The sequence below is a fragment of the Nocardioides sp. WG-D5 genome, assembly GCF_054031175.1.
This window is the reverse complement of sequence record NZ_CM132928.1, coordinates 598,102-615,655: the sequence shown is the minus strand read 5'-3', so window position 1 is coordinate 615,655 and position 17,554 is coordinate 598,102. Positions and strand designations below refer to the sequence as shown.

19 protein-coding genes are annotated in these 17,554 nt (G+C 67.1%); 11 read left to right on the top strand and 8 right to left on the bottom strand.

Annotation, left to right across the window (positions count from 1 at the left end):
- Positions 1 to 67 precede the first annotated feature (67 nt).
- From ACWZJV_RS03060 to ACWZJV_RS03025, 8 genes are all read left to right on the top strand, one after another.
- On the top strand, positions 68 to 451 hold the full coding sequence (locus ACWZJV_RS03060) for a hypothetical protein (RefSeq protein WP_040754980.1): 384 nt from the start codon (positions 68 to 70) through the stop codon (positions 449 to 451).
- Between the two features lie 135 nt (positions 452 to 586).
- The gene (locus ACWZJV_RS03055) at positions 587 to 1,318 is read left to right on the top strand and encodes a helix-turn-helix transcriptional regulator (RefSeq protein WP_008357131.1); all 732 of its coding nucleotides are present in this window, start codon (positions 587 to 589) and stop codon (positions 1,316 to 1,318) included.
- Positions 1,315 to 2,733: a Fe-S cluster assembly protein SufB gene (sufB, locus tag ACWZJV_RS03050; RefSeq protein ID WP_008357130.1), complete on the top strand. Its 1,419-nt coding sequence runs from the start codon at positions 1,315 to 1,317 to the stop codon at positions 2,731 to 2,733. Before ACWZJV_RS03055 ends, sufB begins: the two co-directional genes overlap by 4 nt.
- Positions 2,733 to 3,914: a Fe-S cluster assembly protein SufD gene (gene sufD, locus ACWZJV_RS03045; RefSeq protein ID WP_457180188.1), complete on the top strand. Its 1,182-nt coding sequence runs from the start codon at positions 2,733 to 2,735 to the stop codon at positions 3,912 to 3,914. Before sufB ends, sufD begins: the two co-directional genes overlap by 1 nt.
- Entirely contained in the window at positions 3,911 to 4,669 is a 759-nt protein-coding gene (sufC, locus tag ACWZJV_RS03040; protein ID WP_008357128.1) for a Fe-S cluster assembly ATPase SufC, read from the top strand. The genes sufD and sufC overlap by 4 nt, the downstream gene beginning before the upstream one ends.
- Before the next feature lies 1 nt (position 4,670).
- Complete coding sequence (locus ACWZJV_RS03035) at positions 4,671 to 5,924, top strand: cysteine desulfurase (RefSeq protein ID WP_457180187.1); 1,254 nt, start codon at positions 4,671 to 4,673, stop codon at positions 5,922 to 5,924.
- Positions 5,924 to 6,376 carry a Fe-S cluster assembly sulfur transfer protein SufU gene (gene sufU / locus ACWZJV_RS03030; RefSeq protein ID WP_231380243.1) on the top strand — a complete coding sequence of 151 codons (453 nt, stop codon included), beginning with the start codon at positions 5,924 to 5,926 and terminating at the stop codon, positions 6,374 to 6,376. The genes ACWZJV_RS03035 and sufU overlap by 1 nt, the downstream gene beginning before the upstream one ends.
- 110 nt (positions 6,377 to 6,486) lie before the next feature.
- Positions 6,487 to 6,822, top strand: coding sequence for a metal-sulfur cluster assembly factor (locus tag ACWZJV_RS03025; RefSeq protein ID WP_050800687.1), 336 nt, complete (start codon positions 6,487 to 6,489; stop codon positions 6,820 to 6,822).
- A 69-nt stretch (positions 6,823 to 6,891) separates the two neighbouring features.
- On the opposite strand, the gene ACWZJV_RS03020 is transcribed toward ACWZJV_RS03025, so the two are convergent.
- From ACWZJV_RS03020 to ACWZJV_RS02995, 6 genes are all read right to left on the bottom strand, one after another.
- Entirely contained in the window at positions 6,892 to 8,070 is a 1,179-nt protein-coding gene (locus tag ACWZJV_RS03020; protein ID WP_457180186.1) for a NosD domain-containing protein, read from the bottom strand.
- Positions 8,071 to 8,096: 26 nt separating this feature from the next.
- Positions 8,097 to 8,279: a hypothetical protein gene (locus ACWZJV_RS03015; protein ID WP_196873769.1), complete on the bottom strand. Its 183-nt coding sequence runs from the start codon at positions 8,277 to 8,279 to the stop codon at positions 8,097 to 8,099.
- Between the two features lie 5 nt (positions 8,280 to 8,284).
- Positions 8,285 to 9,211 carry a carbohydrate ABC transporter permease gene (locus tag ACWZJV_RS03010; RefSeq protein ID WP_457180185.1) on the bottom strand — a complete coding sequence of 309 codons (927 nt, stop codon included), beginning with the start codon at positions 9,209 to 9,211 and terminating at the stop codon, positions 8,285 to 8,287.
- Positions 9,208 to 10,077 (bottom strand): carbohydrate ABC transporter permease, encoded by an 870-nt coding sequence (locus tag ACWZJV_RS03005; RefSeq protein ID WP_040754978.1) that lies wholly within the window; start codon positions 10,075 to 10,077, stop codon positions 9,208 to 9,210. The genes ACWZJV_RS03010 and ACWZJV_RS03005 overlap by 4 nt, the downstream gene beginning before the upstream one ends.
- 78 nt (positions 10,078 to 10,155) lie before the next feature.
- Entirely contained in the window at positions 10,156 to 11,469 is a 1,314-nt protein-coding gene (locus tag ACWZJV_RS03000) for an ABC transporter substrate-binding protein (protein WP_457180184.1), read from the bottom strand.
- 100 nt (positions 11,470 to 11,569) lie between these two features.
- Positions 11,570 to 12,577, bottom strand: coding sequence for a LacI family DNA-binding transcriptional regulator (locus ACWZJV_RS02995; protein WP_457180183.1), 1,008 nt, complete (start codon positions 12,575 to 12,577; stop codon positions 11,570 to 11,572).
- A gap of 171 nt (positions 12,578 to 12,748) precedes the next feature.
- On the opposite strand from ACWZJV_RS02995, the gene ACWZJV_RS02990 reads away from it, so the two are divergent.
- Together ACWZJV_RS02990 and ACWZJV_RS02985 are read left to right on the top strand one after the other, a co-directional pair.
- On the top strand, positions 12,749 to 14,101 hold the full coding sequence (locus tag ACWZJV_RS02990; protein ID WP_457180182.1) for a glycoside hydrolase family 172 protein: 1,353 nt from the start codon (positions 12,749 to 12,751) through the stop codon (positions 14,099 to 14,101).
- Position 14,102: 1 nt separating this feature from the next.
- Positions 14,103 to 15,374, top strand: a complete 1,272-nt coding sequence (locus tag ACWZJV_RS02985; RefSeq protein ID WP_457180181.1) for a glycoside hydrolase family 32 protein — start codon at positions 14,103 to 14,105, stop codon at positions 15,372 to 15,374.
- Here the strand turns inward: ACWZJV_RS02985 and ACWZJV_RS02980 are convergent.
- Positions 15,322 to 15,873, bottom strand: coding sequence for an Lrp/AsnC family transcriptional regulator (locus tag ACWZJV_RS02980; RefSeq protein ID WP_457180180.1), 552 nt, complete (start codon positions 15,871 to 15,873; stop codon positions 15,322 to 15,324). The genes ACWZJV_RS02985 and ACWZJV_RS02980 overlap by 53 nt on opposite strands.
- A 68-nt stretch (positions 15,874 to 15,941) precedes the next feature.
- Here ACWZJV_RS02980 and ald point away from each other — a divergent pair, with 68 nt between their 5' ends.
- Complete coding sequence (gene ald, locus ACWZJV_RS02975) at positions 15,942 to 17,057, top strand: alanine dehydrogenase (RefSeq protein ID WP_457180179.1); 1,116 nt, start codon at positions 15,942 to 15,944, stop codon at positions 17,055 to 17,057.
- 92 nt (positions 17,058 to 17,149) lie between these two features.
- Here ald and ACWZJV_RS02970 read toward each other — a convergent pair whose 3' ends face one another.
- On the bottom strand, positions 17,150 to 17,491 hold the full coding sequence (locus tag ACWZJV_RS02970; protein ID WP_457180178.1) for a WhiB family transcriptional regulator: 342 nt from the start codon (positions 17,489 to 17,491) through the stop codon (positions 17,150 to 17,152).
- Positions 17,492 to 17,554: the final 63 nt, after the last annotated feature.

Here is a 17,554-nt window from a genome sequence, read left to right as displayed (position 1 = left end):
GACACAGTCTCTCCGACCGGCGCCTGGACGGTTCCCTGTGCCGTCGCCGACCGGTACGCTTTCGAACATGAGATCGACTGGCGGCGCGTCCCGACGTGACGTACCACTGCCGTTCGACATCGCTCCCGATGCGGTGCCGGCGCCCGCGAAGCGCTCGCCTGCGCCTGCGCCGGAAGACGGAGCGCAGGTCCATCGTCTCGTCGGTGCCCACCTCACCTCGCGCGGGCTGCCGCCCGGCTCCGACCTGGTGATCAACCCCCGCCGGCCCAGGCGCGGAGAGGTGGCGGTCGTGCGTTCCGGTGGCCGCACCCGGGTCGGCATCTTCGACCTCGAACGCGGTCGTGCGGTCCTGCGCTCCGACCGCGGCACCCGTTGGCTGCCGCCCGATGCCGTCTACGTCGGCGTCGCGGCCCTCGTCTCCCCGACCCTGGACGGGATGCCGACGGGCTGATCAGCGATTCGCGGCTGAGCGGCTGAGCGGCTGAGCGGCCGTCGTCGTGACGTACGACACGTCCTCACCGTCCCGGCGGGCAGGTAAGGGTTGCCTTCGTTGAATCGCTCGGGGGAATAACGTCACAATGGTGTTGTGAAATTCGACGAGACCACTCTGCAGCCCGCAGAGACCAGCGAGGAGAGCACCCGCCAGCGGGTGGCTCGGTCGCTGCTCGTCGACGGTCCGCAGACGGCTGCGACGCTGGCCAAGAGGCTCGACCTCACCCCGGCCGCGGTCAGGCGCCACCTGGACGCCCTGGCCGAGGAGGAGGCGGTGGAGCAGCGTGAGCCGCGCACCGCGTCGACGCGTGGCCGGGGGCGCCCGGCCAAGGTCTTCGCGCTCACCGACCAGGGTCGCGACGGCTTCGAGAAGAAGTACGACGACCTGGCCGTCGAGGCGCTCCGGTTCCTCTCCGAGGTGGCCGGCGAGGAGGCGGTGCGGGAATTCGCGGAGCGCCGCGCGGCGTTCATCAAGGAGGGACTGGACCGGATCGCCGCAGGCGAGACGGACCTCAGCCCCGCTCAGGTGCTTGCGAACGTGTTCACGGCCAACGGTTACGCGGCCTCCGTCAGGGAGCTGCCGTTGATCAACGGTCATGACGCGGGTGAGCAGCTGTGTCAGCAGCATTGCCCGGTCGCCCACGTCGCCCAGGAGTTCCCCGAGCTCTGCGAGGCGGAGACGGAGGCGATCGCGAAGCTGCTCGGCACCCACGTACAACGCTTGGCCACCATCGCCCACGGTGACGGTGTCTGCACGACGCACATCCCTCCCGGGTCCTCCGGGTCCGGTGAAGTTTCGAAGAAGAAGGAGCAGGTCACGACATGACCTCCATCGAGGAGCTCAACCCCGAGCTGAAGGGCATCGGGAAGTACGAGTTCGGCTGGGCCGACCCCGACGTCGCCGGTGCCGCCGCGCAGCGTGGTCTCAACGACGCCGTCGTGCGCGACATCTCCGGCAAGAAGTCGGAGCCGCAGTGGATGCTCGACCTGCGCCTGAAGGGTCTCAAGCTCTTCGGCCGCAAGCCGATGCCCACGTGGGGCTCGGACCTCTCGGACATCGACTTCGACAACATCAAGTACTTCGTGCGGTCCACCGAGAAGCAGGCCACCAGCTGGGAGGACCTGCCCGAGGACATCAAGAACACCTACGACAAGCTCGGAATCCCGGAGGCGGAGAAGCAGCGCCTGGTCGCCGGTGTCGCCGCGCAGTACGAGTCCGAGGTCGTCTACCACCAGATCCGTGAGGACCTGGAGCAGCAGGGCGTGCTCTTCCTCGACACCGACACCGCGCTCAAGGAGCACCCGGAGATCTTCCAGGAGTACTTCGGCACGGTGATCCCGGTCGGCGACAACAAGTTCGCCGCGCTGAACACCGCCGTGTGGTCGGGCGGCTCCTTCATCTACGTGCCGAAGGGTGTCCACGTCGACATCCCGCTGCAGGCCTACTTCCGGATCAACACCGAGAACATGGGCCAGTTCGAGCGCACCCTGATCATCGCCGACGAGGGCTCCTACGTTCACTACGTCGAGGGCTGCACCGCCCCGATCTACCAGTCCGACTCGCTGCACTCCGCGGTCGTCGAGATCATCGTGAAGAAGAACGCCCGCGTTCGCTACACGACCATCCAGAACTGGTCCAACAACGTCTACAACCTGGTCACCAAGCGCGCCGTCTGCGAGGAGGGCGCGACCATGGAGTGGGTCGACGGCAACATCGGCTCCAAGGTGACCATGAAGTACCCGGCGGTCTACCTGATGGGTGAGCACGCCAAGGGCGAGACCCTCTCGATCGCGTTCGCCGGCGAGGGCCAGCACCAGGACGCGGGCGCCAAGATGGTGCACGCCGCCCCCAACACCTCCTCGAGCATCCTCTCGAAGTCGGTGGCCCGCGGTGGTGGCCGCACCTCCTACCGTGGCCTGATCCAGGTCAACGAGGGCGCCCACGGCTCCAAGTCCAACGTGCTGTGCGACGCGCTGCTCGTCGACCAGATCAGCCGCTCGGACACCTACCCCTACGTCGACATCCGCGAGGACGACGTGTCGATGGGCCACGAGGCGTCGGTCTCGAAGGTCTCCGACGACCAGCTGTTCTACCTGATGTCCCGCGGCATGGCCGAGGACGAGGCGATGGCGATGATCGTGCGCGGCTTCGTCGAGCCGATCGCCAAGGAGCTCCCGATGGAGTACGCCCTCGAGCTCAACCGCCTGATCGAACTGCAGATGGAAGGAGCGGTCGGCTGATGACCGCAGCTGTGCAGGAGGCCCTGGAGCTCGGCAAGGTCGAGTCCCACCTCCACCCCGAAGGCTCTTTCGACGTCGAGGCGCACGAGGTGCCGAAGGGTCGCGAGGAGATCTGGCGGTTCACTCCGCTCAAGCGGCTCAAGGGCATCCACGACTCGGCGCCGTTCGCCGACGGTGCGACCAAGGTGGAGGTCGAGGCGGCCGCAGGCGTGACCGTCGAGACCGTGGCGGCCGACGATGCCGTACGCGGCTCCTCGGGTCTGGTCCCGACCGACCGCGTCTCGGCGCGGGCCTGGGCGGCCAGCACCGGCGCGACCGTCGTGCGGATCCCGACCGACACCGTGATCGAGGGTGCGACCGTGATCCGTCACCACGGCACCGGCTCGGAGACGGCCGGCGCCGGTCACGCGGTGATCGTCGCGGAGAAGTTCGCCAAGGCGACCGTCGTGCTGGTCTTCGAGGGCTCGGCCGTCGTCGCCGACAACATCGAGATCGTCGTCGAGGACGGCGCCGACCTCACCGTCGTCTCGGTCCAGGACTGGGCCGACGACGCCGTCCACCTCTCCACCCAGCACGCCAAGGTGGGCCGCGACGCCAACCTCAAGCACGTCTCGGTGAGCTTCGGCGGCGATGTCGTGCGTCACGACTTCTCGGCGGAGTACGCCGGCCCCGGCGGCTCCGTGGAGTCGCTCGGCCTCTACTTCGCCGACGAGGGCCAGCACATCGAGCACCGCCTCTTCGTCGACCACACCGCCCCGAAGACCAAGTCCCACGTGGTCTACAAGGGCGCGCTGCAGGGCGAGAAGGCCCACGCGGTCTGGATCGGCAACGTGCTGATCCGCAAGGAGGCCGAGGGCATCGAGACCTACGAGGAGAACCGCAACCTCATCCTCACCGACGGTGCCTGGGCCGACTCCGTGCCCAACCTGGAGATCGAGACCGGCGAGATCGAGGGCGCGGGTCACGCGTCGGCGATCGGCCGTTTCGACGACGAGCAGCTCTTCTACCTGCAGAGCCGCGGCATCTCCGAGACCGAGGCCAAGCGCCTGGTCGTGCACGGCTTCTTCAACGACCTGATCCGCCAGATCGGCGTCCCCGAGCTCGAGGAGAAGCTGACCGGCACGGTCGAGGCCGAGCTCGCCAAGAACATCAACACGCTTATCACGAAGGACAACGCATGAGCACGCTGGAGATCAAGGACCTGCAGGTCTCTGTCGAGACCGAGGACGGTCCCAAGGAGATCCTCAAGGGCGTCACGCTGACCATCAACTCGGGCGAGACCCACGCGATCATGGGCCCCAACGGCTCGGGCAAGTCGACCCTTGCCTACTCGATCGCCGGCCACCCGAAGTACACCATCACCGGCGGCACCGTCACCCTCGACGGTGAGAACGTCCTGGAGATGTCGGTCGACGAGCGCGCCAAGGCTGGTCTCTTCCTCGCGATGCAGTACCCCGTCGAGGTCCCCGGCGTCAGCGTGGCCAACTTCCTGCGCACCGCGAAGACGGCGTTGGACGGCGAGGCCCCCAAGCTGCGTACCTGGGTCAAGGACGTCAACGGTGCGATGGACAAGATGCACCTGGACCCGTCCTTCTCCCAGCGTTCGGTGAACGAGGGCTTCTCCGGTGGTGAGAAGAAGCGCCACGAGATCGCCCAGCTCGACATCCTCGACCCGGCCTTCGCGCTGCTCGACGAGATCGACTCCGGCCTCGACATCGACGCGCTCAAGGTGGTCTCAGAGGGCATCAACGACTTCCGTGCCCGCGAGGCCAAGTCGGTCCTGCTGATCACCCACTACACCCGCATCCTGCGCTACGTGAAGCCCGACCAGGTGCACGTCTTCGTCGCCGGCCGGATCGCGGAGTCGGGTGGCCCCGAGCTCGCCGAGGAGCTGGAGGCCAACGGCTACGAGAAGTACGTCACGGCAGGAGTCTGACATGAAGGGTCTGCTGCCCGACCTGGATCTGGTCCGCAAGGACTTCCCGATCCTGGAGCGCACCTTCGACGGCGGCGAGACCCCGCTGGTCTACCTCGACAGCGCCAACACCTCGCAGAAGCCGCAGATCGTGATCGACACCATGGTCGACCACCTGGAGCGGCACAACGCCAACATCGCCCGGGCGATGCACCACCTGGGTGCCGAGGCCACCGAGGCGTTCGAGGGGGCGCGCGACATCGTCGCGCGCTTCCTCGGCGCGCCCGAGCGTGACGAGGTGATCTTCACCAAGAACGCCTCCGAGGGTCTCAACCTGGTCGCCAACACCGTGCCGCTGGCTGCCGGCGACGTGGTCGTGACCACCGAGATGGAGCACCACTCCAACATCGTTCCGTGGCAGCTCGCCACGCAGCGTGCGGGTGCGACGCTGAAGTGGTTCGGGCTCACCGACGACGGTCAGCTCGACCTGTCGAACATCGACGAGCTGATCACGCCGGCGACCAAGATCGTCGCGCTGACCTGGGTCTCCAACATGCTCGGCACGATCAACCCGATCGGCGAGATCGCCCGCAAGGCGCACGAGGTCGGCGCCCTGGTCGTCGTCGACGCCGCGCAGGCGGCGCCGGTGGTGCCGATCGACCTGGCCTCGATGGCCGAGGAGGAGCGTCCCGACTTCCTCGTCTTCACCGGCCACAAGGTCGTCGGCCCGACCGGCATCGGCGTCCTGTGGGGCCGGCGCGCGGCGCTCGAGGCGCTGCCCCCGTTCCTCGGTGGCGGCGAGATGATCGCGACCGTGACGATGGAGAAGTCGACCTACGCGCCGATCCCGCACAAGTTCGAGGCCGGCACGCCGCCGATCGCCGAGGCCGTGGGTCTCGGGGCGGCGCTGGAATACCTCATGCACGTCGGCATGGAGAACGTCCACGCCCACGAGCAGGCGATCACGGCCTACGCGCTGGAGCGTCTCGCGAGCGTGCCCGGTGTGACCGTGCTCGGCCCGGCCGACGCCGCCAAGCGCGGCGGCGCGATCGCCTTCGAGCTCGACGGGGTCCACCCGCACGACGTGGCCCAGGTGCTCGACTCCAAGGGCGTCGCCATCCGCGCCGGCCACCACTGCGCCAAGCCGGCCCACCAGCGGTTCGGCGTGCAGGCCTCCAACCGGATGTCGTCCTACCTCTACACCACGCCCGCCGAGATCGACGCGCTGGTCGAGGGGTTGGAATACGTACGCACGTTCTTCAAGTTGGACCAGTGATGACTGCCGCCAACCTCGAAGCGATGTACCAGGAGATCATCCTGGACCACTACAAGAACCCGCACGGGAAGGGTCTTCGCGACCCCTTCGAAGCCGAGGTTCACCACGTCAACCCGACCTGCGGTGACGAGATCACCCTGCGTGTGCACGTCGACGGCGGCAAGATCGAGGACATCTCCTACGACGCCCTCGGCTGCTCCATCTCGCAGGCCTCCGCCTCGGTGCTCAACGACCTGGTCGTCGGCAAGAGCGTGGACGAGGCGATGGTCATCCACGAGGAGTTCCTGCGGCTGATGCAGGGCAAGGGTCAGGTGGAGCCCGACGAGGACATTCTGGAGGACGGCATCGCCTTCGCCGGCGTCGCCAAGTTCCCCGCCCGGATCAAGTGCGCGCTGCTCTCGTGGATGGCGTGGAAAGACGCCACCGCGAAGACTCTCGCTGAGGAGAACTGATGACTGAGACCGACCACAGCACACACGACCACGCCGGTCACGACCACGCCGGTCACGACCACTCGGGTCACGGCCATGGCCACGGTCACGAGGCCCCGGAGTGGCAGGGGATGCGTACGTCCACGGTCGAGGGCGCGAGCCTGAAGATCGAGGACGTCGAGGAGGCGATGAAGGACGTCGTCGACCCCGAGCTCGGCATCAACGTCGTCGACCTGGGCCTGATCTACGGCCTGCACATCGAGGACCACTCCAACGTGGTCATCGACATGACGCTGACCTCGGCGGCCTGCCCGCTGACGGACGTCATCCAGGACCAGACCGCCACCGCGCTGGAGGGCTTGGTCAACGACGTGCACATCAACTGGGTCTGGATGCCGCCCTGGGGCCCGGACAAGATCACCCCCGACGGCCGCGAGATGCTGCGCGCTCTCGGGTTCAACGTCTGAGGGTTTCGCCCGACGTGGGAGTCCTGAGGTCACCCGGTGACCTCAGGACTCCACGTCATTTCCCTCGGTTCACGGAGTCGCCACGAGGGCGGTGCCTGAGCCGAGATCCTGCAGCTGACTGCTGGAGCCCGACCACAGCACCTTCGTGCTCGTCGCGCTCGCGTCCACGACGTGACGCACGGCCACGTTGGACGCCAGCTGGTTGCTGGACAGGAAGTTCCGCGTCCCGCTCTTCACGAGCACGATCGTCGGGGTGGCGCCCGAGGGCACGATGCTCCCGGAGGGGACGCTGAAGGAGAAGAAGTTGGACGAGACGGCATTGTCGTTGCCGTTGAGGTGGACCATGCCGAACAGGTCGTCCTGAGGTGCCGGACCACCGTCGCCGAAGATCCGGCGGAAGTGGTTGCCGCTGATCAGATGCTCGTGGCAGGTGGTCTCCTGCACGATCATCCCGGAGAAGTTGCTGACCAGCTTGTTGCCGGTGATGACCGCGCGGTCGACTCCCTTGAACTGGATGCGGGCGCCCCAGAGCAGGCTGTTGCCGCTGATCAGACAGTTCTCGACGTTCTCGATGAAGATCGAGTGTCCGCCCCACGGGGTCACGATGTAGTTGTTGGTGATCTTGCCGACGATCGACCCGTTGATCATCCGGATGCCGTTGCCGCACTCGCCGATGAAGTTGTTGGTGATGCTGTAGGCGTCGGCGTTGCGGATGGTCACGGCCTCCTGCAGGTAGACGAAGCCCATCCCCTCGACGCGGACGGCGTCCGAGTCGAACTGGACCTTGATCCCCACCTTCCCGTTGCCGTTCGCGCCGGTGTAGGGCTTGGAGCTGCTGACGCCGTCGATGCAGAAGTCCTGGAAGACGACCGAGTTGAGTCGCCCGTTGGCGCCTGGCTGGCCGCTCTTGTCGACGAGGAATCCGACCTGGTTGGCGTTGGCGATCTGGACGTGGCTGGATCCGGGAAGCGTCTCGGTCCAGGCGGAGTGGTCGACGTCGTCGCGGATGGCCTCGGAGAGGAATCCGTGTCCGGAGCCCTTGACGGTGATGAAGCTGCGATCGATGACCGCCGTCGTCGCGAGGGTGTAGTGGCCGGGCGGGATGTAGATGACGGCTCCGGGCCGGGTGGTCTGGCCGGACTGCTGGGTGCGGATGTCGGCCATGATCTCGTTGATCACCCGGCCGATGTCGGTGTACGGCGAGACGCTGGCAGGGAAGGTGGTGACGTCGTAGACGGTGGATGCCATGGCGATGTCCTGTCTTCGTGGGGTTGTCAGAGGAGGCCGACGATGGCGGCGTACGCCGGATGGCTGGTCGCGGCCGCTGCCTGCTGTGGGGGCACACCGACCGTGGCGACGATCGGCGAGGCGGCGACGGTGGCGGCGCCGACGATGGCGAGCAGCTGCCGGCGGGTGACCACCGGCTCTGCCGCATGCACTGCTGGAGGTGTTGGCATGGTGCTCATCCCTTCACTGCGCCGGCGGTGAGTCCGGCGATCACATGGCGCTGGAAGACGGCGTAGATGGCGAGCTGGGGGAGGAGCACCAGCGTTGCGGCCGCCATCATGCCGCCGTAGTCGACGGTGTACTGGCCCTGGAACCGGGACACGGCGAGGGACACGGTGGCCAGGTCGGGGTCGTTGATCAGGATCGACACGAACGGGAACTCGTTGAACACGTAGACCACGTTGAAGATGACGATCGTGGCGAGGATCGGGCGCATGGTCGGAAGGACCACCGACCAGCAGATCCGGAACAGCCCGGCGCCGTCCATGATCGCCGCCTCCTCGAGCTCGCTCGGGAAGTCGCGGAGGAAGCCGGTCAGCAGGAGGGTGTTGAACGGGATCGAGACCGCGATGTAGGGGATGACCACGGCCAGATAGGTCCCGTAGATCCCCAGCGCGAGGTCGAGGCGGTAGACCGGGAACAGCAGCACGTAGACCGGGACTGCCAGACCCGACAGGAGGTAGAAGCGGAGGAAGGACTGCGTACGTCGCCGCCGGAAGACCATGCGGGTCAGCGCGAAGGACACCATGAACGAGACGGCGGTGCCGACGGTCACCGATGCCACCGCGATGATGAGCGTGTTCGCGTACATCCGGACCAGCGGCAGCGTCTCGAGCACGTTGCGGTAGTTGTCCAGCGTCAGCGAGTCGAGCGAGAACGGGTCGGACAGGATCGTGTCGCTCTGTTGGAACGACAGCAGCGTGATCCAGAGGATCGGCAGTACGACGAGGAACGTGATCAGGTACGCCGCGGCGCTGATGATGACGGCGGGCCGTCGCATCCGCCGGCCGGCTCTCGGCCTGGGCGTCGGCGCCGGCGTACGAGATCCGCTCATCGTCCTGTCCCTGCTGGTCGTGGCGTTCTCGGCCACCTGCGCGCTCATGCGAGCCGCCCGCGGCGCGAGAGGGTCAGGTAGGCGAGCGAGGTGAGCGCGCCGATGACGAAGACCACCATCGCGATCGCCATGCCCGAGCCGTAGCGCTGATCGGTGAAGGTGACGAAGTACATGTAGCTGACCAGGGTCTCCGAGCTGTGCACCGGCCCGCCCCCGGTGAGCATGTAGACCAGCTCGAAGATCTTGAACACGTTGGTGATCAGCAACAGCGACACGATCCCGATCGTCTCCCGCATCATCGGGATCGTGACGTAGCGCAGCTGCTGCCACCTGCTGGCCCCGTCGAGGGAGCTGGCCTCCATCACCTCCGCCGGCAACAGCCGCAGGCCGGCGTAGAAGATCGTCATCGCGAACCCGACGCTTGCCCAGATGAACACGACTGCGATCGAGTACGGCGCGAGGGAGTCGCCACCGATCCACTGCACGGGCGGGATCCCGAGCGGTTCCAGGAGGTGGTTGAGCAGACCCACCCGGGGGTCGAGGATGAACACCCAGACGAGCCCGACGAGGATCGGAGCGACGATCGCGGGACCGAAGAGGAGCGCCCGCAGGGCGCCGGCGGCACGGACGCGCTGCTGCATCAGCAGAGCGAGCCCGAACGAGGCCGGCACCAGGAACGTCACGCTCAGCACGAGGATGAGCAGGGTGTTGGTGACCGAGCGCCGGAAGAACGGGTCCTCACCCAGCGCGAGGTAGTTGTCGAGCCCGATGAAGTCGGCGCCGCTGAACCCGGCGGCGTCGGTGAGGCTGTAGCCGCCGGCGTACACGACGGGGTAGATGAAGAAGGCCGTGAAGAGGATGAAGGCGGGGAAGACCATCAGTGCGATCTTCCACGGGGAACTGACCCAGACCATGGGTGATGCTCGCTTCGCAGTAGTTCGGAGGCCGATGTGGGCGTGGGGTGTGCCGGCGTCGGCACACCCCACGGAAGGTCACTGGTTGTCGAGCGCCTTCTGCACCAGCGCTGCCGCCTCGGACGGGCTCAGCTGGTCCTGGATGACGCCGTAGATGCTGTCGTAGATGGCGTTGGAGACGTCGACCGAGAACAGCAGGTCGGGCTGGCTCTCGGGGCTGGTGACGTCGTCGGCCTGCGCCTCGTCGATGGCAGACGCGAGCACGCTCTGCTTGACCGGGTCGAGCTTCGGCTCGTAGTCCGTCACCGGCGGCTGACCGTTGTCGACCAGGATCTGCTGGCCCTCGTCGCTGTAGTAGAACTCCAGGAAGTCCTTGACGGCGTCGAGCTTGGCATCGTCGTCGGCCACCTTCTCGGCCACCACGAGCGGCGCGGACGCGACGTTCATGACGATGTTCTGCTCGCCGACGCCGTCGGAGAACTCCGGTCCTCGCCAGAAGTCGGCGTCCGGCGCCACCTTGGACTCCTGGATGGCGCTTGCCGCCCACACCCCCGAGTCGAGGAACGCGGCCTTGCCCTGGAGGAACTGGTCGACCGCCTGCTGGTAGGTCTGGGTGGACACGTTCGAGGAGAAGGCGCCGGCGTCGCGCAGCTCGGCGATGTGCTCGTACATCCGGATGAAGTCGGGGTTGTCCCACTTCTCCGAGCCGTCCAGGAGGCCCTCGGCCTTGTCCTCGAAGCCGAAGCGGTCGAGCCAGACGAGGAACTGCCACACGCTGAAGGCGGACTGGCTGGCGCCGTTGGAGATGGTGACCACGCCCTTGGCGTCGAGTGCGCGTGCCACCGCGAGCAGGTCGTCGAAGGTCTTCGGCATCGACAGGCCGTTGTCGGCGAGGACCTTGTTGTTGACCCACAGGCCGGTCAGCAGGCCCTGGTAGGGAGCGCCGAAGACCTTTCCGTCGGCGGTGTAGTTCGCGACGGTGCTGTCCGGCAGCCGGTCGAGGATGCCGAGCTCGTCGAGCACGGGGGAGAGGTCCATGAGACGGTCGCCCTCGAGCATCTCCTCGGCGTTGGCCTTGTAGACCCAGAAGATGTCGGGCAGCGTGTCGCTCTGGGCCGCGATCGAGAGCGACTGCAGGTGCTCGGCCACGGGTTGACCGCTGACCTCCACGTCGACGTCGGGGTTGGCGTCCTCGAACGCCTCGACGATGGCCCAGGTGGCCGGGTCGGCGGTCTTCACGTCGGCGTTCTGCATCGAGAGCGTGATCGTTGTCTTCCCGCCCTCGTCTGCATCGCTCGAGCAGGCCGCGAGAGACAGGATCGCGGTCACCGCGAGGCCCACGCCGACGGGGCGGCGGAGACGGCGGGACCAGGAGGGGTTCTGGCCAGGCATGGTGTGTCCTTCTGTTGGCGGTGCCCGAGGCTCGAAGTGCGATTTTATCGAAACGTTTGCGCGAATCGATTGCGAATCTAGTGGCGCCCGTCACACGCTGTCAAGAAGCTCGCGGCTCGTAGTTCTCGGTGGACTCGCGGAGCTCCAGCGTCTGGTTGAGCCGAAGGGTGCGAGGGCTCGCACCCGGTGCGGCCAGCCGGTCGATCAGCAGCGAGACCGCGGCTGCGCCCATCTCGAACGCCGGCTGTCGAACGGTGGTGATGGTCGGACGGAAGAGGTCCGAGTGGCTGAAGCCGTCGAATGCCGCGAACGCGATCTGGTCGGGTGTCGCCAGGCCGGCGTCGCGGAGGCACTCGAGCGCCGCGACCGCGAGGGGTGTGCTCGCCGCGATCACGCAGCTCGCGCGGTGTTGCTCGAGCGCCGTCGCGACTGCTTCCCGCACCTCCGCGATGTCGACCGCATCGACGACGACCTGCTGGGGCAGGTCCGCATCCGGGATAGCGTCGCGAAACCCGCGGAAGCGCTCGACGAGCGTGGGAACGCGCTGGTCGCCCGCGACGAGGACGAATCGGCGGTGGCCGGCCGCCTGGAGGTGCTCGACGAGCCTGCGCATCGAGTCGCGGTTGTCGGCGCCCACCTGGTCGTGGGGCGAGTTGTCGAAGACTCGGTCCAGAAGGACCACCGGGCGCGGTGCCTCCGACTCGAGGCGAGAGGAGACCGTCGCGCTGGACTCCGCACACCGCGCGATGATCAGTCCGTCGACACGGCGGGAGAGCAGCGTGTTCACGGCACGCTCCTCGCGTACGGGGTCCTCGGCCGAGTTGGCGAGGATCAAGGTCAGCCCCCGTGCTGCCGCGGCGTGCTCGACGCCGTGGACCATCTCGGCGAACGCGGGCTCGCCGGCGTCGGAGACGACCAGTCCGATGCTGTCGGTGCGCGCCCGGCGCATGGCGCGGGCGACGGCGTCCTGGCGATATCCGGTCTTCTCGATCGCGGCCATCACCTTGGCGCGGGTGCTCGGCTCGACGTTGCGGGTGTCGTTGAGCACGTGCGACACCGTCGATGTGGACACGCCGGCAAGTCGCGCGACCTCGACGATCGTAGCCATCCGCTCTCCAATCAATCGTTTTCGTGACCGGTGGCCTCTGGGTGGCGCCCGGGATTTTGCAGGTTAGCGCCCATTGCGCCCGATGCGCGACTGGCTCTACGATCCACGAGCTAGACGCAAACGTTTCGATGGGCGTTCGGACTCCACCCCGGACGCAGTGAAAGGACAACCATGAGTGCGCCATCCACCCCCACCGGCCTCCTCGGTGATCTCACCCGGGCACGACCAGGACGCAGCGCGCGGGCCTCGAGCTTCGACCAGACCGGGCGCAACCGCGACAACTGGATCGTGATGCCCGGGGAGGAGCGGACTCTCGCCGACATCGAGGGCCCGGGGGCGATCACCCACATCTGGATGACGCAGTCCTGCCGGATCCAGCCCGGGCCGGGACAGATCGCCCCCGAGGTGGTCGGCGTGCCGATGCTCGAGATCCACAACGCCCTCGGCGTCAGCTGGGAGGTCGTGGATCCCGACTACTACCGGAAGATCCTGCTGAAGATCTACTGGGACGACCAGGAGACGCCGAGCGTCATCGCGCCGCTCGGCGACTTCTTCGGGCTGATGAACTCGCTCAGCGGCAGCTATGACTCGTTGCCCCTCTCGGTGTCCGCGAAGGAGGCCGAGCTGCACACGTTCGGCGGCAGCGCCGCGTTCAACAGCTACTTCCGGATGCCGTTCGCGCACCGCGCCCGCGTGGTCGTCGAGAACCAGAACGACATCCCCTACCTGCAGTACTTCTACATCGACTACGAGCTCTCGCCGGACCCGCTTCCCGACGACACCGTGTACTTCCACGCCCACTGGCGCCGATCGCTGCCCAACGTGGGCTGGGGACCCGACCTCCAGGCGAACAGCATCGAGACGACCATCCCCAACCTCACCGGCGCCGACAACTACGTCGCGCTCGAGACGACCGGGCGCGGCCACTACGTGGGCTGCAACGTCGCGGTGCGCCACTTCCAGGGATCGTGGTGGGGCGAGGGCGACGACATGATCTTCATCGACGACGACACCTGGCCGCCCAGCCTCCACGGCACCGGCATGGAGGACTACTTCGGTCACGCCTGGGGCATGCAGCACAACGCGTACAACTTCAACGGGACGATCGTGCACGAGGAGGACGTCCCCGGGTTCCACCACAGCTATCGCTTCCACATCGTCGACCCGATCCGGTTCGAGAAACGGATCAAGGTGACCTTCGAGCACGGTCACGGCAACCACCTCTCCGACGACTGGTCCTCGACGGCGTACTGGTACCAGACGCTTCCGTCGCCCGTCCTGACCGTGCCTGAGGTCGAGGACCGGCTTCCTCTCCGTCCGGTCGACCGCGTCATCGAGGTCCCGCTCCCTCCGCTGAACGCCGACCAGCAGGCGGCCCGCGAGGCCGCGGCCGAGAGGATGGCGGCGTTCGTCGCGAAGCGGGATGCGCTGCGTGAGGAGCGCCGGCTCGAGGTCGACGCCTGGGAGCAGGGCAACCGCGATCAGGCTCGTGAGATCCGGCGCGAGTACGACGGGCGGAACTGACGTGCGACCGACCCTCCACTTCACCGCGGCGTCCGGCTGGATCAACGACCCGCACGGCATCACGTTCCGCGACGGCGCCTACCACCTCTTCCACCAGTACGTCCCGGGCAGCATGGTCTGGGCGCCGAACTGTCACTGGGGGCACGCCGTCGGCGACGACCTGCTCGCGTGGGAGCACCGTCCGGTCGCGATCGCACCGGGCGAGGGCGACGACGGCATCTGGACCGGGAGCCTGGTCCGCGACGACGACGGATCGGCGCGCATCCTCTACACCTCGGTGGTCCAGCCGGGCATCGGCATCGGTCGGATCAGGGTGGCCACTCCCGAGGACGGCTCCTGGACGGCATGGAACAAGGGCGACGTACTGATCGAGGCTCCTGACGATCTCGACCTGATCGCCTACCGGGACCCGTTCGTGATGCGCGACGGCGACGGCTGGCGGATGTTCGTGGGTGCGGCCGACAGCACCGGCCTGGCCATGGCACTCACCTATACGTCGGCCGGCCTCGACCAATGGACCTACGACGGGGTCGCGGTGTCACGGTCGACCGGCGAGACCGACCCGGTCTGGACGGGCGCGCTGTGGGAGTGTCCCCAGTTCTTCGAGATCGAGGGCCGCTGGGTGATGGTGAGCTCGATCTGGGACGACGACGTCCTGCACCACGCCGGCTACGGGATCGGGCAGCTCGCCGACGGGCGCTTCGTGGCGGACACCTGGGGCCAGCTCAGCTTCGGTGACAGCTACTACGCCCCGTCGTTCTTCCGCGACCGGCAGGGCCGTCCCTGCCTGATGTTCTGGATGCGCGGGGTGAGTGATCCAGCCGAGGGCTGGGCCAGCTGCCTGAGCCTTCCCCATCTCCTCTCGATCCGAGGGGACCGGCTGGTTGCGGAGCCCCACCCGGACCTCGACGACCGCCGCAGCGAGGACGGGGCGACCGCGACCGCGTACGACGTCATGTGGGATCCGGCGCCTGACGGCGACCTCCTGGTCCTCAGGTCCCAGGAGGCGGAGAGTGCCGTCGTGTCGGTCCGCGACGGCGTCCTCCGGCTCGATCGCCCGGGCCAGAAGAGCGCCCGGATGCCGTGGACCGAGGGATCGGTACGCGTCGTCGTCGACGGCCCGGTCATCGAGATCGCCTCCGTGGACGGTCTGCTCGGCGGCGCGATCGACCCGGTTCGGCAGATCATGCCCACGCAGGGTGAGTCCCGCACGTGGACGCTCACGCGAAGCGCGGTGAGCGGGCGTGCTGGAAGATCAGGCTCGTCTCGGTGAGGGCGACATCCGGGTTGCTGCTCAGGTGCTCGACCACGAAGGCGTTGAGCGCTGTGGAGTCCGGTGCGGCGACGTGGACGAAGAAGTCATAGGTGCCGCCGAGCAGGAACGCGTTGAGCACTCCTGGCAGCTCCGAGAGATCCCAGAGGAACGGGTCGAGCCGGCTCCTCGCGTTCGGCTGGATCCGTACCGCCACCATCGCCTGGAGCGGCCGGCCGGCCAGTGCTGGGTCGATGTCGGCGTGAAAGCCGCGGATCACGCCACGCTCGCGTAGCGCTCGGATCCGCGTCAGACAGGTCGAGGGGGCGATGCCGGCCTTCGCCGCGAGTGCGTTGTTCGGGATCCGGGCATCGATCGAGAGCTCCTCCAGCAGGATGTGGTCGATGTCGTCCAGCGGCGGACGCTCGACCGTCCGCCGCTCCAACCCGCTGCGAGGTGCCCGAACATTGTTCGATCGTCCCGTGTGGATCCGGCCGGATTCCGAAGATCGCGATGTCATACGCCGATCCTAGAGAATTATCAGCGAATCTCTGGCGCTGGACCGAACATCATGTTCAGAGTTGAGCCATGAGAATCGGCGTTCCCAAGGAAGTCAAGAACCACGAGTATCGGGTGGCGATCACCCCTTCGGGTGTTCACGAGCTGGTGGCCAACGGCCATGAGGTGTTCGTGCAGGCCGGTGCCGGTCTCGGTTCCTCGATCACCGATGGCGAGTATGCGGCGGTGGGTGCCAAGATCCTGGGTGATGCCGATGAGACCTGGGGCAACGCGGAGATGGTGTTGAAGGTCAAGGAGCCGGTGGCGGAGGAGTATCACCGTCTGCGTGAGGGCCTGACCCTGTTCACCTATCTGCACCTGGCTGCGGACAAGCCGCTGACGCAGGAGCTGTTGGCGAAGAAGGTCACCGCGATCGCCTACGAGACCGTGGAGCTGCCCAACCGGGCGCTGCCGTTGCTGTATCCGATGTCGGAGGTCGCGGGCTGTTTGGCGCCGCAGGTGGGCGCGTACAACCTGATGAAGGCCCAGGGTGGTCGGGGTGTGTTGATGGGTGGTGTCGGTGGTGTGGCCAACGCCAAGGTCGTGATCATCGGTGCTGGTGTCTCGGGGCAGAACGCGGCCAACATCGCGCTCGGGATGGGTGCGGATGTGACGTTGCTGGACACCGATCTGGAGAAGCTGCGGATGTCGTTTTGGCGTTACTCCAACCAGGTCCACGGGCTGGCGTCGAACAAGCTGGTGCTGGAGGAGCAGGTGCTGCAGGCCGACCTGGTCATCGGTGCGGTGCTGATTCCGGGGGCGGCGGCGCCGAAGCTGGTCTCGAATGATCTGGTCTCGCGGATGAAGCCGGGTTCGGTGCTGGTTGATATCGCGATCGACCAGGGTGGTTGTTTCGAGGACTCCCACGCCACCACCCACGCCGACCCGACCTACCAGGTCCACAACTCGACGTTCTACTGCGTGGCCAACATGCCGGGTGCGGTGCCGAACACCTCGACCTATGCGCTGACCAACGCGACCATGCCCTACGCGGTCGCGCTGGCCAACAAGGGCTGGAAGCAGGCCCTGCGTGAGGACGCCGCGCTGGCCAAGGGCCTCAACACCCATGCCGGTGAGCTGACCAACGCCCCGGTCGGCGAGGCCGTCAGGATCGACACGGTCGCACTGGAGACCGTGCTGGCCTGAGGCCGAACCGGCGCGTTCTGACGCGCTAGCCCGCCGAGTCGGCTCGTCATGACGAGCCGACTCGGCGGTGTGTCACGAGGACGCCGGACGACTCAGGCAACGCTGCGGGCGCGCGTGATCGCCTCCTGGCTTCGCTTGTAGGGCTTCCGTCCGGGGGTTCTGGGGGTGTCGCGGGGTCTGCCGCTCTCCAGCAGGACACCACCCCAGACGCCCCATTCCCGTCGGTCGATGCCGAGGTCGAGGCAGGTCTGCCGCATCGGGCATCGCGCGCAGACCTCCTGGGCCTCGGCGAGCTGGGTGAGGTCCTCGGGGTGAAAGAGCTCCGGGTCCTCGCCCACGCAGGCCCACTCGTCGGTCCGGGGAGTCGGGTGCTTCAGCGTCAGCTCATAGGTCTTGGTGCTGAATCCCTCTCCGAAGAGTGTGTTGATCTCCATCTCGTTCACCTCCTGGTGACTGTTGCTGAACATGAGAAAGGGCCGCTCCGTGTCGATCGGAGC